Origin of the sequence: Roseburia sp. 831b, from assembly GCF_001940165.2 — a bacterium.
GTDB lineage: Bacteria > Bacillota > Clostridia > Lachnospirales > Lachnospiraceae > Roseburia.
In genome coordinates, this window is record NZ_CP135162.1 from 462744 (window position 1) to 477649 (window position 14906).

Genomic DNA, 14906 nt, shown 5'->3' on the forward strand with positions numbered 1-14906 from the left:
ATAAAATGGGTTATCAGGAATTATACAAAGAGTCAAACGAGGCGGCAGCAGAGCGTTATGAACTCGTATTAGAAAGAATTTCACAGATTTGTGAGCATGCAGATGTAAAAGAACCATTTGCAGATTATTTTGAAAAGACAGCATCTTTTTTGATGTCTGTCGCAGAAGTAATGAAGTTACAGGAAGAGCAGAAACTGTTATTATCCGGGGACTGCCTTTCTTTGGAAGAGTTACAGAAATTAAATGCAAAATTCTGTAATGAGATTGAAAAAGAGCATTACGAAACCAGCTATTTAAACCCGGCTTATGCGAAGAACGCATTGGGAGAAGAGTTTGGAGCGTTACTTTGCATGCTTGCGGCGCATGAGAGACAGGTTTACCTAAAGGCATTTCGTGGTGACAAGATGATGGTTACCATCGCATTTGAACTTTTTGTGGAGGTTTATACCTGCTTTGAGGATGAGGATGTCGAGAAAAAGTCAGTAGAACAGGCAATTTACTGGTACTTCCATGATTACAGCGAATTGTTTGAGGAGCAGATGGTAAGCAACCTTGTAAATCCAGAAAACGATTTCGCAACACATATTGTGATGGATTCTGATTTAGAGGATTTGCGATTCTTATACCAGTATGGACAGCACGTCGGTCCAGACGAAATCGGTATCGCCAAATTTTTAAATACCATGTCAGAAGAACAGATTCAGGCAATGGCAGATACTTATACAGAAGGATACCGTATCGGTTTTGTGGCAACCGGAAAAGACCTTTCCAAGAAGACAACGGTAGATGTCCGTTATCCAATCGGATTTGAGCGTATGGTGCGCGCTGCACTACGTAATTTTGAAAAAATGGGCTTAAAACCGGTGATGGGACCATATGCAACTTCTGTGAACAAACAGTATGAGTATGATCACCGTGAAGACATGGCAGCATATTTTGATAAGGCGTATGTTGAGCGCAGATTAGAGTGCAGAAAAGCTGCGTTCGAAGCGTGCAAAGAGCTTGCAGCAGGTTATGCCGGACCAGCCGTAATCGAGGTGTTTGGCGAAGTCCCATTCTCTCCGGTTACCAAGGAAGAGGCTTTGAAATTTGATGAGAAACAGCAGCAGTTAAGTGTTTATGATTTGAGTCAGAGAGGACAGATGACGAATCAGTACATCAAAGGTGAGGAGAGAAGTTTCACCATTATTGCATACCCAATTCCATCCATCGGAGAAAAGTTCGAGGAAATTTTTGCAGAGACTGTGAAAATCAATACCTTAGATTATACGTTGTATCAGAATATGCAGCAGAAGCTGATTGATGTCTTAGACGACGCAAAACAGGTTCACATCACAGGAAAAGGTGCAAACAAAACAGACCTTTACGTTTCCATTTATCCATTGAAGGATAAGGCGAAAGAGACTGCATTTGAAAACTGTGTTGCAGATGTGAATATTCCGGTCGGAGAAGTCTTTACTTCCCCTGTTTTAGCCGGAACAACCGGAAAACTTTTTGTCAGCCAGGTTTATTTGAATGAATTAAAATATTTGAACTTAGAAGTAGATTTCAAGGATGGTATGATTTCTAACTACAATTGTACGAACTTTGAAAAAGAAGAGGACAATAAGAAATATATCTTTGACAATGTATTGTTCCATCATGAGACACTTCCGATGGGCGAGTTCGCAATCGGAACAAACACAACAGCATACCGCATGGCAAGAGAGTTTGACATTGCAGATAAGCTCCCAATCCTGATTGCAGAGAAGACGGGTCCTCATTTTGCAGTAGGTGACACCTGTTATTCCCACGAGGAAGATAATGTATCCTACAATCCAGATGGAAAACAGATTGTGGCAAGAGAAAACGCAGTTTCTGCTTTAAGAAAAGAGGATATGAGCAAGGCGTACTTTAACTGCCATACGGACATTACCATTCCTTATGACGAGTTGGATAAGATTACCGTTATCAAAGAAGATGGTACAGAAGTAGATGTGATTGCAGATGGAAAATTCGTGGTTCCTGGAACAGAGGAACTGAATGTTCCATTGAATTAGTTTTGCAAAGTACAGGTGCCAGTATATATTACACATACTTATTAACAGAATAATAATTATTAATTAGACTTCTAAAGAAAAAGAAGGTACAATATCCTTGTAAAAATTTCATAGACTCTCTGCAGGATTCAGCCCTTGGAATCCTGCAGAGATACTCGCAAAAAGAAAAAAGTCCGTGTTTTGTGTATGCGTTTGCAATTCAGACAGCACAGAGCCGGTTTCTTTTTTGAAATAAAGGAGGATTATTATGGCAAAAGTTGGTATTGTAATGGGCAGTGATTCTGATATGCCTGTTATGGCAAAGGCAGCTGATATTTTAGAAAAATTAGGAATTGATTATGAGATGACAATCATTTCGGCACATCGTGAGCCGGATGTTTTTTTTGAATATGCAAAGAGTGCAGAAGCAAAGGGATTTAAGGTAATTATCGCTGGAGCCGGAATGGCAGCACATCTTCCAGGAATGTGTGCAGCGATTTTCCCAATGCCTGTCATTGGAATCCCAATGCATACAACTTCCCTCGGCGGAAGAGATTCTCTTTATTCCATCGTACAGATGCCATCCGGCATTCCGGTTGCAACAGTTGCAATCAATGGTGGAGCAAATGCAGGTCTTCTCGCAGCGAAGATTCTTGCAACTTCGGATGAAGCGCTTTTAGAGCGCCTGAAAGCATACAGCAAGGATTTGAAAGAACAGGTTCAGGCAAAAGATGCACATCTTCAGGAAGTAGGCTATAAGAATTACTAGAATGGATAAAGATGTCTTGTGACGATTCCCAGGTAGAACGTTGCAGGGCATTTTTTTTGCCAGCAACGAATTTGTAATGAAATTAACAATGCTTGGAACAGGAAATGCACTTGTGACAGAATGTTACAACACCTGTTTTGTGTTAAGTGAAGATGCAATTATTTTATGGTAGATGGTGGCGGTGGAAACACCATTTTAAAGCAGTTGAAGGCTGCTGGTTTTGACTGGAAAAACATCATTCCACTGCAAAAGATGCCAGTGAGCTTGCAGAGAAGCTTGGTGTAAAAAATCTTGTACTCTATCATACAGAAGATAAAAATATCAAAGAACGAAAGAAAATTTATACGCAGGAAGGAAATCCTTGTTGAAAGAACTGGGAACAGTGGTGGATGATCTGGTGATTGAGCAGGTGATCCGTACCGGGACAGCAGATATTGGTGAGAAATATCTGACAGTCATTCGTAAAGCTGCCGGAGATTATACGAAAGAAATCTTTCATAAGATGAGGGAACGGGAATACAATCCAGAACTGATGCGTCTGTATGTGGTCGGCGGTGGCGGTTGTATGATCCAGAATTTTGGAGAATATGACAAGAGTCGGGTAACGATTGTACGGGACATCTGTGCCACAGCGAAAGGTTATGAAGCAATGACCGTAAGGAAAATCCTGAGAAACGGAGGGATGCTTGTATGAGAAAAGAACGAAAAATCATCAATACAAATATCCGTTTGAATCTTTGTGATGAACAGGACAGACAGGCATGGGAATATTTGCAGATGATGGACAGGGAAAATATAAATCGTACACTAGAGCAGTTGTAATTGCTTTAAACGATTATTTTTCCAGAGAGTACAGGAATGAAGCAGATCCGTATCTGGAAACCAGAGAAAAGGAAGATGCTTTTCTGGAAAGAGTGGAAACAGCTGTCCGGGATGGAGTGAAAGAATCTGCCCCGATGGCTATAGCGAAGAATCTGATGGAAATGCTTGTACCGTTTGTAAAAGAATCGGTAGGAGAAATTAATCTGCCGGACAGAACACTAACAATGGAGAAAACAGATGGAGAGATCGCAGAAGATAATCTGGACTGGGAGAAAGAAGCTGATATGGATGCAGCATTGGATTTTGCGGACAGTTTTTAGATAGTTATAAAATAGCAGTAACAGGAAAACAGACTGACAGTAAGGAATAGCTTTACAAAAACAGAATAGCAGAAAAAGACGATGGCAGTGATGGTATTTCTATTGGTAAAAATCAGTGGAATGTTCATGACTGCTATTTTTATGCCTTTCAGCAGAAATGGAAAGTGATTCAGAAAAAGAAAAGCAGAAATAACAGGGAACTATGGCAGAAAGGCGTTGGCAGATGGAAAATGTTGTATAAGCAAGGCAAAGAAGAAATATAGAGTGCCGGATACGGCACATGATTGTCCGATACTTCGCATCGGAGTGGTGCATGATCAGCCTGTTTCAGAAAGCGAAAAAATGAAACAGTTTGTATGGAATGTGAATTGGACAGAGAAACGGAAGCACATCACTTTTCAGAACCAGAATGGGAAGAAGGTGCGAGACAGCAATCTGTCCAAAACATTCCATCTGGACATCAGCAAGGAGGGATTGGAGAATGAATTTAATGGAAATTACGAAAGGGTACGAGCCGAAGCAGAACGAACAAACGGATCAGATGAAGAGCTTGCCGGATATTACCGACAAGTGGAAGCAGCTTGCGAAGGAGAAACAAAGAGAGCTAGAAAAACAATTGCAGTCAATGAAGTATCAGGCAGAACAGAATAGAAGGATTGCTGCGAAGGAGATACAAAAACTGAAAAAAAGAGTGGAGTTGCAATTAGGGAAATAAGTGAAATAAAACTCTTCTGTAGAATTGGATATGTTTCGGCGGTTATATTTGCTGTTTGTCTCATTGAGATATGTATTTTATGATTTTCCATAATGATGGCAATCATGCTGTGGTTATTTTTCTAGAAAAAAGCATTTGACTGAAATTCCGAAGATAGGTTTCTGCTAAATACACAATCTTATGGAGGATTGCATTGCTTGCTAATTTGTATTTTTAGAATATCTTAATTTGCTTTGCACATCTACTTTTCCTATTTTAATTTCTCTTATGCTATCGTTTAAGCATAAGGAGGAATTCTACTATGACAACGATAATAAAATCAATCTATAAATTTGAAGATAAATTTCCGGTTGAACTTGTGACCTGTTCCGGCAGCGGACTTGATCCGCATATCTCCCCTGCAGCGGCTAAATATCAGGTGACAAGAATTGCAAAAGCAAATAATATGAGTGAAGAAAAAGTCAGAGCTATTATTGAAAAATGCACCGACAGTAGATTTTTAGGTGTTTTTGAAGAGAAAACAGTAAATGTTCTGAAAGTCAATTTGATGTTGGACGGTATCCTGTAACTAGCACTCTCAAAAGATTTCAGACTTCTGCTCATCTTTATACAATCTTAATTTCAAAACAAACTTACTTACGCCCATTTAATACAAATAAAGATAAAATAAAGAGAATATACAAAAGAAATTAAGATTATGGGGATATAGTTATGCAACAGACAAACAGATCAAGACATCGACATATGACATCATTTCAAGTGATTAGTTTAGGGTTTTTATCCGTGATTCTCTTAGGCAGTCTGCTTTTGATGCTGCCGATTGCTACAAAAAGCGGCCAGTGTACCTCCATTTTGGATGCTTTGTTTACCGCAACTTCTGCGGTTTGTGTGACGGGACTGGTTATTAATGATACGGCAACCTACTGGTCTTTATTTGGCCAAGGAGTTATTTTACTGCTGATTCAAATCGGAGGTATGGGAATTATTACGATTGCTATTGCAATTGCTACTGTTTCCGGACGCAAAATCGGGTTGATGCAGCGAAGTACCATGCAAGAGGCAATTTCGGCTCCAACGGTGGGTGGTATTGTGCGGAGAACACAATTTATTATTCGGACTACTATTCTTATCGAAATCATTGGTGCAGCTCTTTTAGCCCCTGTTTTTTGCAGGGACTTTGGATTTTGGAAAGGAATATGGTATTCGGTGTTCCATTCCATTTCTGCTTTTTGCAATGCAGGATTTGATCTGATCGGTATAAGAAGCCCTTTTTCCTCGTTGACATCTTACTCTGTACAGCCGATTGTAAATCTTGTGATTATGGTGCTGATTGTTGCAGGAGGTATTGGATTCCTTACCTGGGAGGATATAAAGAATCATAAATGGCATTTCAAAAAATACCGAATGCAAAGCAAGGTAATTTTTATGGTAACAGGACTATTGATATTCTTACCGGCTCTTTACTTTTTTTGCTTTGAGTTTTCAAATTTGCCTCTTATGGAAAGAGTATGGGTTTCCGTGTTTCAATCTGTTACACCGAGAACAGCAGGATTTAATACGGCAGATTTGAATTTGCTCAGTGAAGTTGGGCAAATGCTTATCATTATGCTGATGCTCATCGGTGGCTCGCCCGGTTCCACTGCAGGTGGTATGAAAACGACAACTCTTGCAGTTCTCGTTTCATCGGCATTATCTGTATTTAGAAAAAAGGAACACACTCATTTTTTCGGCAGACAAATTCCAGATGGCACTATCAGAAATGCAGCTACGATTTTTTTGATGTATATCGTTTTATTCCTTCTCGGAGGAATGGTAATTAGCAGCACAGAAGATATTCCACTTATGACTGCTCTATTTGAGACAGCGTCGGCAATCGGGACGGTAGGGTTATCGCTGGGAATAACTCCTGAGCTGGGGCTTGTTTCCCATATAATCTTGATTTGCTTGATGTTTTTTGGCAGAGTGGGTGGATTAACCTTGATTTTTGCCACCCTTTCTGAAAAAAAGCCTAACGGTTCAAAATATCCTCAGGAAAATATCACAGTAGGTTAAAGGAGAATGAAAAATGAAATCAATATTACTTATCGGTCTGGGAAGATTCGGACGGCATATTGCTATAAAATTAGATGAATTGCACCATCAGGTGATGGCGGTAGATAAAGAAGATACCCGAGTTGATGCTGTACTTCCCTTTGTAACCAACGCTCAGATTGGGGATGCGACTAATGAGGATTTTTTAAGTTCGCTTGGTGTTGGAAATTTTGATGTTTGTATTGTGGCAATCGGAGATAACTTTCAGAATTCATTGGAAGTAACGTCCCTTTTGAAGGAACTCGGTGCAAGAATGGTGGTGTCTCGTGCCGCTCGTGATGTTCATGCAAAATTTCTTTTACGAAACGGCGCAGATGAAATTGTTTATCCCGAAAGGCAGCTTGCCGATTGGGTTGCAATCCGTTATAGCGCGGATCATATTCTCGATTACATAGAACTAGATGAAGAACATGCAATCTTTGAAATATCTATACCGGGAGAATGGATAGGAAAAACAATCGGTCAGTTGGATATACGAAAAAAATATAACATCAATATTATGGCACTAAAAACAAATGATATTATGAATTTGGAAATAAGTTCCGATACGCAGTTGTTAAAGGGTAGTACCATGCTTGTTCTCGGGGAGACAAAACATATTCAAAAATGTTTTCATATTTAATTTTTGAAAGAAGTTGGTGATATGAAAGACTTTGTTCTACTTATAGTAGTATTGGCAGCATTTATTTATGGTTATTTTCTTATGGGAAAACTGGATAAATTGCTCGAGGAAAATCAATCCCAAAAACTTATTTCAGGTTCTAAGATTAGAATTGGATTTGAAACACCTGCAATCATAGATTCTATTGCAGAACTATTAGAACAATTTTCAAGCGAATACCCAGACTATGAGCTGAACCTGTTCTATGGTTCTGTAGGTGAAATAATAAATGGGCTAGTAAATAATAAACTTGATTTTGGCTTTATCATAGAGGACTCTAACGATATTTTGAAAGATGAGTATTGTTCCTTATCCCTTCAAATAAAGCAAAATGTCATTACGCCAGGCTCTATAGACATTGCGGTACATCCAATCAACACGATTGAGAAACCAGTGAGAGTGATATGGAAAAATGACATTAATTGTATGAAGGGTGTATTTGTAGAAAAATTGCATGATTTTTCGAAGCGTTTTCTGTTTTCGGCTACATGCCCGAATGGAAAAAAAGAAGAAAAGGTGGTATAATTTTTATGCAATTTTAATGTCAGTACTAAAATGCTTTTTTGAAATTTACTTATTTTTTATATATTGTTTTTGTACAGGGAGGTGACCGTATGGGCGAAAGCAGACAAAATCCGGAACAGTTGCTAAAGTCAATCCAAACCGATGAAGAAAACCGGAATAAAGGGCATTTGAAAATCTTTTTCGGATATGCGGCTGGTGTGGGTAAAACCTACGCCATGTTAGAAGCAGCTCATATGGCAAAACAGCAGGGAATTGACGTGATAGCCGGTTATATAGAACCACACGCACGCCCCAAAACAGCAGCTCTTTTGAATGGCTTGGAAGTTCTTCCTACAAGAGAAGTTCTCTATAATGGTATGATACTGAACGAATTCGACATTGACATGGCGCTGAAAAGAAAACCACAGCTTATCCTTGTAGATGAACTTGCTCATACAAATGCAGAAGGATGCCGGCATGCAAAACGGTATCAGGACATTAAGGAACTTTTGAATGCAGGGATCGATGTCTATACGACTGTCAATGTTCAGCATATTGAAAGTCTTTGTGATACAGTTGCATCCATTACGGAAATTGTTGTACGGGAACGCATCCCTGATTCCTTGTTTGATAATGCAGACCAGGTTGAATTAATGGATATTGAGCCACAGGATTTAATTGACCGTTTGAATACAGGAAATGTATACAGACAGACACAGGCAAAACAGGCGATAGAAAATTTTTTTACAATAGAAAATTTGACAGCTCTTCGGGAGATTGCACTGCGGCGATGTGCGGATCGGGTGAGTATCCTCACAGAAAATGCCCGCATTAAAAATCATGGAGATTATCATACAGACGAACATATTCTTGTTTGTCTATCTTCTTCTCCATCTAATGCGAAAATTATCCGTACTGCCGCAAGAATGGCTTCTGCTTTCAAAGGAAAGTTTACGGCTCTGTTTGTAGAAACACCTGATTTTTCGGTGATGAGCGAGGAAAATGTAAAACGCCTGCGTTCAAATATTCGTCTTGCTGAGCAGCTTGGGGCAAAAATTGAAACAGTTTACGGAGAAGATATTCCGTTTCAGATTGCGGAATTTGCCCGTTTGTCCGGTGCGTCAAAGATTGTGATCGGGCGAAGTTCTGCTACAAAACGGCATTTGCTCAGCAAACCGCCCCTGACAGAAAAACTGATTGATTATGCCCCTAACCTGGATGTGCATATTATTCCGGATACGATTTCTAATGTGGCAGTGTATCAGTTAGGAGGGAGCAGGAAAAAGAACCATATCGTCTTCTCTGCCACTGATACATTAAAATCTACTGCGATTCTGATTTTATCCAGTTTAGTCGGAATGATTTTCCAGAATCTTGGATTTGACGAAGCAAATATCATTACTGTTTTTGTTTTAGGTGTTCTTGTCACTGCTGTCAGCACGAAACATCAGGTATACAGTCTAATTTCCTCAATTGTAAGTGTTTTGATTTTTAATTTTCTGTTTACGGACCCCCAATTTACCTTGCAGGCGTATGATCAGGGTTATCCTGTTACCTTTATTATCATGTTTTTGGCGGCATTTTTAACCGGTTCTCTTGCTATACGGATTAAAAACCAGGCAAAACAGGCAGCACAATCTGCTTACCGTACCAAAGTGTTATTTGATACAAACCAGTTATTGCAACAGGCAAAAGATAAAAATGCAATTGTATCCACAACTTCAAATCAGCTCATTAAACTCTTGGGAAAAGATATCGTTTTTTATTTGGCTGATGGAGAAGTGTTGGATACGCCACATATTTTTTCTGTAACTGAGGAAAACATGGAATCGTGTATTTCCGAAAATGAAAAGAACGTTGCCAGTTGGGTATTGAAAAACAATAAACGTGCCGGAGCCACAACAGGAACGCTTTCCAATGCAAAATGCCTGTATCTTGCTGTTCGCAGCAACAGTATGGTATATGGAGTTGTTGGAATTGTGATGGGGGAAATACCGCTTGATCCATTTGAAAACAGTATTCTACTGTCCATTCTCGGAGAATGTGCCCTGGCTTTGGAAAATGAGAAAAATGCCCGTGAGAAACAGGAGGCGGCTGTCCTTGCAAAAAATGAACAGTTGCGAGCGAACCTGTTGCGTGCTATTTCACATGATTTGAGGACACCGCTGACATCCATTTCCGGTAATGCCAGCAACCTTTTATCCAACGGAGATTCCTTTGATAATGATACAAAAAAGCAGCTATACATGGATATTTATGATGATTCCATGTGGCTGATTAACCTTGTAGAAAACTTGCTGGCTGTAACCCGGATTGAAGAAGGACGGTTGAATCTCCATATAACGGAAGATTTGATGGATGACGTGATCACAGAAGCGTTACATCATATTAACCGAAAGAGTGAAGAACATCATATTTCCGTTGAAAGCAAAGAAGAATTTCTTCTTGCAAAAATGGATGCAAAGCTTATTGTTCAGGTAATCATCAATATTGTTGATAATGCTATCAAATATACACCTAAAAACTCTCATATTGTTATTCGGACAGAAAAGCGGGGAAAACAAGCAATCGTATCTATATCGGATGACGGAAACGGAATTGCTGACGAAATAAAGCCACGGATATTCGACATGTTCTATAGCGGTGCAAATCAAATTGCAGACAGCCGCCGAAGTTTAGGACTCGGATTATCTTTGTGCAAGTCTATTATTAACGCCCACGGCGGAGAACTTACTGTTTCAGATAATCTGCCGCACGGAACAGTATTTACATTTACATTACCGGCAGGGGAGGTCAAAGTATATGAATAAGTCACTAATATTAGTTGTAGAAGATGACACATCTGTCAGAAATTTAATTACAACAACCTTAAAAACGCACGAATACCGATATCTGACGGCATCCGATGGTCAATCGGCAATTTTAGAAACATCTTCACACAATCCTGACATTGTTTTACTTGATTTAGGACTTCCTGATATAGACGGTGTTGAGATTATTAAAAAAATCCGTACTTGGTCAAACATGCCAATTATCGTAATCAGTGCTCGCAGTGAAGATACCGATAAAATTGATGCGTTGGATGCTGGCGCAGATGATTATTTAACAAAGCCATTTTCTGTTGAGGAACTGCTTGCCAGACTACGAGTCACGCAAAGAAGGTTATCGATGATGCAAAAAGTATCCCCTGCCGAAGCGGTTGTTTTTGTAAACGGAAAACTTCGTGTAGATTATGCTGCAGGTTGTGCTTATTTGAATGAAGAAGAGTTGCATTTAACACCTATTGAATATAAGTTGCTTTGCCTGTTGACAAGAAATATAGGAAAAGTTCTGACCCATACTTTCCTTACGCAAAGCATTTGGGGAAGTAGTTGGGATAATGATATTGCTTCCCTTCGTGTGTTTATGGCAACACTTCGTAAAAAAATCGAGAAAGAACCGAACTCTCCACAATATATCCAAACACACATTGGCGTGGGGTATCGGATGCTGAAAGTTGATTGAACTTCACAACACCATAGTTAAAGTTGGAATATAATCTAATAGGTAAAATTTAATAGAATAACACGTAAAAAAGCACTGAAAATCGTTTGCTGATCAGGAAGACGTGTTCTTTATAACGTGGATAAGATAAAAAAAATATCTTGATGCAATGGCAGTGTAATGAAAGATGAGAGGATAAAATACAACAACTTTCCTTCGGTATGAAAAGTAAAAAGGGAAAAATATTCCTGTAAAACAGGTGAATACCAGCGTCCGGATGGACGTTATGAGTATCGCTACAAGGATGAACTTACCGGAAAGCGCAATTCGGTTTATGCAGCTGATCTGATGAGTCTGCGAGAAATGGAAAAGAAGATCAAGGAAAGAACGAAAAAGAATTATATCCGTATGTGGGACTACCGGATACGAAATACTTTGGGAAACATTCGTGTTGTGGATTTTAAGACATCTCACGTAAGGACGTTCTTTTCAGCATTGTCAGATGAAGGACTGGCACACAGCACGATCAAAGGTCTTTATGGTTTATTGAATCCCAGTTTTGAACTGGCAGTGGAAGACGGGATTATCCGTAAGAATCCGGTAACTGGAACTCTTGGAGATTATGGGGCTCCGGCAAAAGAGAAAGAAGCACTGACACTGGAACAGCAGGAAAAACTTTTGAAATTTGTTGAACAGAGTAATGTGTATAAGCCTCATCTTCCAATGATGTAGGTTATGTTTGGGGCTTGTCTGAGAGTGAGTGAGACCATTGGATTAACCTGGTCAGATGTGGATATGAAGAACCGGGAGATTCATGTAGGTGGACAGCTTGTGCATTATGAAGGTGATGAAGGATATTGTTTCCATGATTCAGAAACTAAAACGGATGCAGGAATCAGAGATTTTCCTATGACACAGATGGTATATGATGCGTTCCGTAAACAGAGAGAGCTGAACCTGAGCTTGGTTTACAGAGTAATGTGGAGATTGGTGGACGCAGTGGATTCATCTTCAATACAAAGCAAGGACGTCCGATTATGCCGGCGGGAGCGAACAGCTTTCTGAAAAACATTGTTAATGCCTATAATTAAGAAAGAAAGCAAACTGGCAGAAGAAGAGAAGCGAGAGCCGGAGCTGATGCCTCCTATTTCATCGCATACCCTTCGTCATACGGGATGTACCAGATTGGGTGAGAACAATGTCAATCCCAAAGTTATGCAGTATGTGATGGACCATTCAGATGCACAGATCACAATGAATGTCTACAATCATATTGCAGAGAAGTCTCATGTGGAGAACGAGATGTCTAAAATGAATCTGCCAGAAACCGTACCTGCTGTGGTATAAACCATAAGTCGTTGCTGTAAAATGTGGTAAGAAAATCAGACGAATATATTTTTCCAAGAATTTGTCGTAAAAATGTGGTCAAATCAAGAAAATCGAGTGCGAAAGCAAGTGAAAAATCCCTGTGAAGTCTGCAAAATCAAGGCTTCACAAAATCTTCACAAAATAATTAGCACTCACCTCTTGACAGTGCTAATAACTGGTGCTATAACATAGTTAGAACAAAGGAAGGGAACAAAAAGAGGATAAGAAATCCAAGAGGCTTCTGGAAAAAGTCCTATGAGTTCTTGAAACATCCCGGTTCCAAAGAAACAAGGTAAACAAGCATGAGAGATTTGCAGAGCGCAAATCGTAAAGAAAAGGAGAGATGACTTATGTTAATGCCTAGTATTTTTGGAGAAAACTTATTTGATGATTGGTTTCATGATTTCCCATTCTATGATGACAGGGATATGCGTAAAGCAGAAAAGAAGCTGTACGGCGGAAGAGCTGCAAACGTTATGAAGACAGATGTCAAAGAGATGGACAATGGTTACGAAGTAATGATTGATCTTCCAGGATTTAAGAAAGACGAAGTAAAGGCATCCTTGCAGGACGGCTACCTGACCATCAGTGCAGCAAAAGGTCTTGATCAGGATGAAAAAGATAAGAAATCTGGAAAATATATCAGGAAAGAGCGTTACGCCGGTGCATGTGAGCGAAGCTTCTATGTTGGCGACGCTGTTACGCAGGATGAAATCAAAGGTGAGTTCAAGCATGGTATCTTGAAGCTCTTTGTTCCAAAGAAGGAAGAGAAACCTGCAGTAGAAAATAAAAATTACATTGCAATTGAAGGATAATTGTAATACCCATGGGGCTGTCGCATTGCGGCAGCCCTTTTTCTATGGTAGTATGTTAGAAGTAAAACATGGGAGGAAGAGTTTTGAAAAGAAAGATACGAAAGAGAAAAATAGTGGGAAGTCTGGCATTAACCATATTGTTAGCAACACAGTTTCTAGCATGCAAAACACCGGCAGAGAGCGAAACGGCAGCGAAGGAAAGTGTGACGGAAGTGGAAGCAGCAAGTGAGACAAAAGAGGATGCAGGCATTAACCTGGAACATAAAACAGGGGAGAAAGCTCCGGAAATTTCTTATGTGACGATTTCGATGGCGGGAGACTGTACACTTGGCAATACACAGCTTCAAGGGTATGCGGGAACTTTTAATGAGATGTACGATCAAAAAGGTCCAGCATACTTTTTCCAGAATGTAAGAGACATTTTTGAGGCAGACGATATGACAATCGTGAATTTCGAGGGAGTGCTGACCGAATCGGATGATAAGGTTGAAAAAGCCTATAATTTAAAAGGAAAACCAGAGTACAATCAGATTCTGGTTGATGCCGATATCGAGGCGGCAAGCCTTGGAAACAATCACCGGATTGATTATGGAAAACAAGGAATGATAGATACCCAGGCGGCGTTAGATGAAATCGGACTAACCTATGCATACGATGATGTGACCGATATTTATGAGACAAAGGATGGAATCAAGATTGGAATCGTGTCCGTGGATGAAGTTTATGATGGCACAAAGGTAGAAACGTATCTGCAGGATGGAATTGCCCGGTTAAAAGAGGAAGGTGCCAACATTATTTTAGCGTGCTGCCACTGGGGCATTGAGCATGTGTACTATCCGGAAAGTTATCAGACAGAACTTGGTCAGAAGTGCATTGACTGGGGAGCAGATTTTGTGATTGGATGCCACCCGCACGTGTTGCAGGGAATCGACAATTATCATGGAAAATATATGCTATATAGCTTAGGTAATTTTTGCTTTGGTGGAAATCGCAACCCACAGGATAAGGATACGATGATTGCGCAGGTAACTTTTCAGTTAGAGGACGGAGTTACAAGGGGAGAGGCGAGATTGCAGGTCATTCCGTGTACCCTAAGCTCAGTCACAAGTCGAAATGACTTTTGCCCGACACCAGCCCAGGGAGAAAAAAGAGAGAGCATCATTGAAAACTTAAATACTTACAGCCAGAGTTTTGGTGTTTCCATTGATCAGGATGGATGGGTGAGCCATGACTCCAAAGAGGAACAGTGAGAATTTTTATCCGAAAATAGTTATTAGAATAACAGAATTTAGCGAGATAATATATAAGATAACCTAATAAGTAACATTACAATATATAAT

Annotated in this window: 16 protein-coding genes and 2 pseudogenes; all 18 read left to right on the forward strand. The window is 39.8% G+C overall.

What is annotated here, in order from left to right:
• Positions 1–5: 5 nt before the first annotated feature.
• The 18 genes and pseudogenes from BIV16_RS02005 (at position 6) to BIV16_RS02085 (ending at position 14816) form a co-directional block, all read left to right on the forward strand.
• Positions 6–2039 (forward strand): aminopeptidase, encoded by a 2034-nt coding sequence (locus BIV16_RS02005; protein WP_075679575.1) that lies wholly within the window; start codon positions 6–8, stop codon positions 2037–2039.
• Between the two features lie 247 nt (positions 2040–2286).
• A complete protein-coding gene (gene purE, locus BIV16_RS02010; protein ID WP_075679574.1) occupies positions 2287–2787 on the forward strand; it encodes a 5-(carboxyamino)imidazole ribonucleotide mutase in 501 nt (166 codons plus the stop codon).
• Positions 2788–2863: 76 nt separating this feature from the next.
• A pseudogene (locus BIV16_RS15795) lies at positions 2864–3024 on the forward strand (MBL fold metallo-hydrolase); the annotation flags it as partial.
• A gap of 124 nt (positions 3025–3148) precedes the next feature.
• On the forward strand, positions 3149–3481 hold the full coding sequence (locus BIV16_RS02015; protein WP_242940329.1) for a hypothetical protein: 333 nt from the start codon (positions 3149–3151) through the stop codon (positions 3479–3481).
• Positions 3478–3609: a hypothetical protein gene (locus BIV16_RS02020; RefSeq protein ID WP_278335599.1), complete on the forward strand. Its 132-nt coding sequence runs from the start codon at positions 3478–3480 to the stop codon at positions 3607–3609. The genes BIV16_RS02015 and BIV16_RS02020 overlap by 4 nt, the downstream gene beginning before the upstream one ends.
• Entirely contained in the window at positions 3549–3929 is a 381-nt protein-coding gene (locus BIV16_RS02025) for a hypothetical protein (RefSeq protein WP_242940328.1), read from the forward strand. The genes BIV16_RS02020 and BIV16_RS02025 overlap by 61 nt, the downstream gene beginning before the upstream one ends.
• A 216-nt stretch (positions 3930–4145) precedes the next feature.
• Positions 4146–4580: a hypothetical protein gene (locus BIV16_RS02030; protein ID WP_242940327.1), complete on the forward strand. Its 435-nt coding sequence runs from the start codon at positions 4146–4148 to the stop codon at positions 4578–4580.
• Positions 4581–4978: 398 nt separating this feature from the next.
• Positions 4979–5212 (forward strand): annotated as a pseudogene (locus tag BIV16_RS02035) (potassium-transporting ATPase subunit C); the annotation flags it as partial.
• 143 nt (positions 5213–5355) lie between these two features.
• Entirely contained in the window at positions 5356–6696 is a 1341-nt protein-coding gene (locus tag BIV16_RS02040) for a TrkH family potassium uptake protein (protein WP_075679573.1), read from the forward strand.
• 13 nt (positions 6697–6709) lie between these two features.
• The gene (locus tag BIV16_RS02045) at positions 6710–7357 is read left to right on the forward strand and encodes a potassium channel family protein (RefSeq protein WP_075679572.1); all 648 of its coding nucleotides are present in this window, start codon (positions 6710–6712) and stop codon (positions 7355–7357) included.
• 21 nt (positions 7358–7378) lie between these two features.
• Positions 7379–7921 (forward strand): LysR family transcriptional regulator, encoded by a 543-nt coding sequence (locus BIV16_RS02050; protein ID WP_075679571.1) that lies wholly within the window; start codon positions 7379–7381, stop codon positions 7919–7921.
• Positions 7922–8010: 89 nt separating this feature from the next.
• Positions 8011–10710 carry a sensor histidine kinase gene (locus BIV16_RS02055; protein ID WP_075679570.1) on the forward strand — a complete coding sequence of 900 codons (2700 nt, stop codon included), beginning with the start codon at positions 8011–8013 and terminating at the stop codon, positions 10708–10710.
• Positions 10703–11404, forward strand: coding sequence for a response regulator (locus tag BIV16_RS02060; RefSeq protein WP_075679569.1), 702 nt, complete (start codon positions 10703–10705; stop codon positions 11402–11404). Before BIV16_RS02055 ends, BIV16_RS02060 begins: the two co-directional genes overlap by 8 nt.
• Before the next feature lie 342 nt (positions 11405–11746).
• Positions 11747–12115 (forward strand): hypothetical protein, encoded by a 369-nt coding sequence (locus BIV16_RS02065; RefSeq protein WP_242940326.1) that lies wholly within the window; start codon positions 11747–11749, stop codon positions 12113–12115.
• A gap of 3 nt (positions 12116–12118) precedes the next feature.
• Complete coding sequence (locus BIV16_RS02070; protein WP_242940325.1) at positions 12119–12448, forward strand: hypothetical protein; 330 nt, start codon at positions 12119–12121, stop codon at positions 12446–12448.
• Positions 12449–12460: 12 nt separating this feature from the next.
• Positions 12461–12730, forward strand: coding sequence for a tyrosine-type recombinase/integrase (locus tag BIV16_RS02075; protein ID WP_242940324.1), 270 nt, complete (start codon positions 12461–12463; stop codon positions 12728–12730).
• 371 nt (positions 12731–13101) lie between these two features.
• Entirely contained in the window at positions 13102–13566 is a 465-nt protein-coding gene (locus BIV16_RS02080; RefSeq protein ID WP_075679568.1) for an Hsp20/alpha crystallin family protein, read from the forward strand.
• An 83-nt stretch (positions 13567–13649) separates the two neighbouring features.
• Entirely contained in the window at positions 13650–14816 is a 1167-nt protein-coding gene (locus tag BIV16_RS02085) for a CapA family protein (RefSeq protein ID WP_159435920.1), read from the forward strand.
• Positions 14817–14906: the final 90 nt, after the last annotated feature.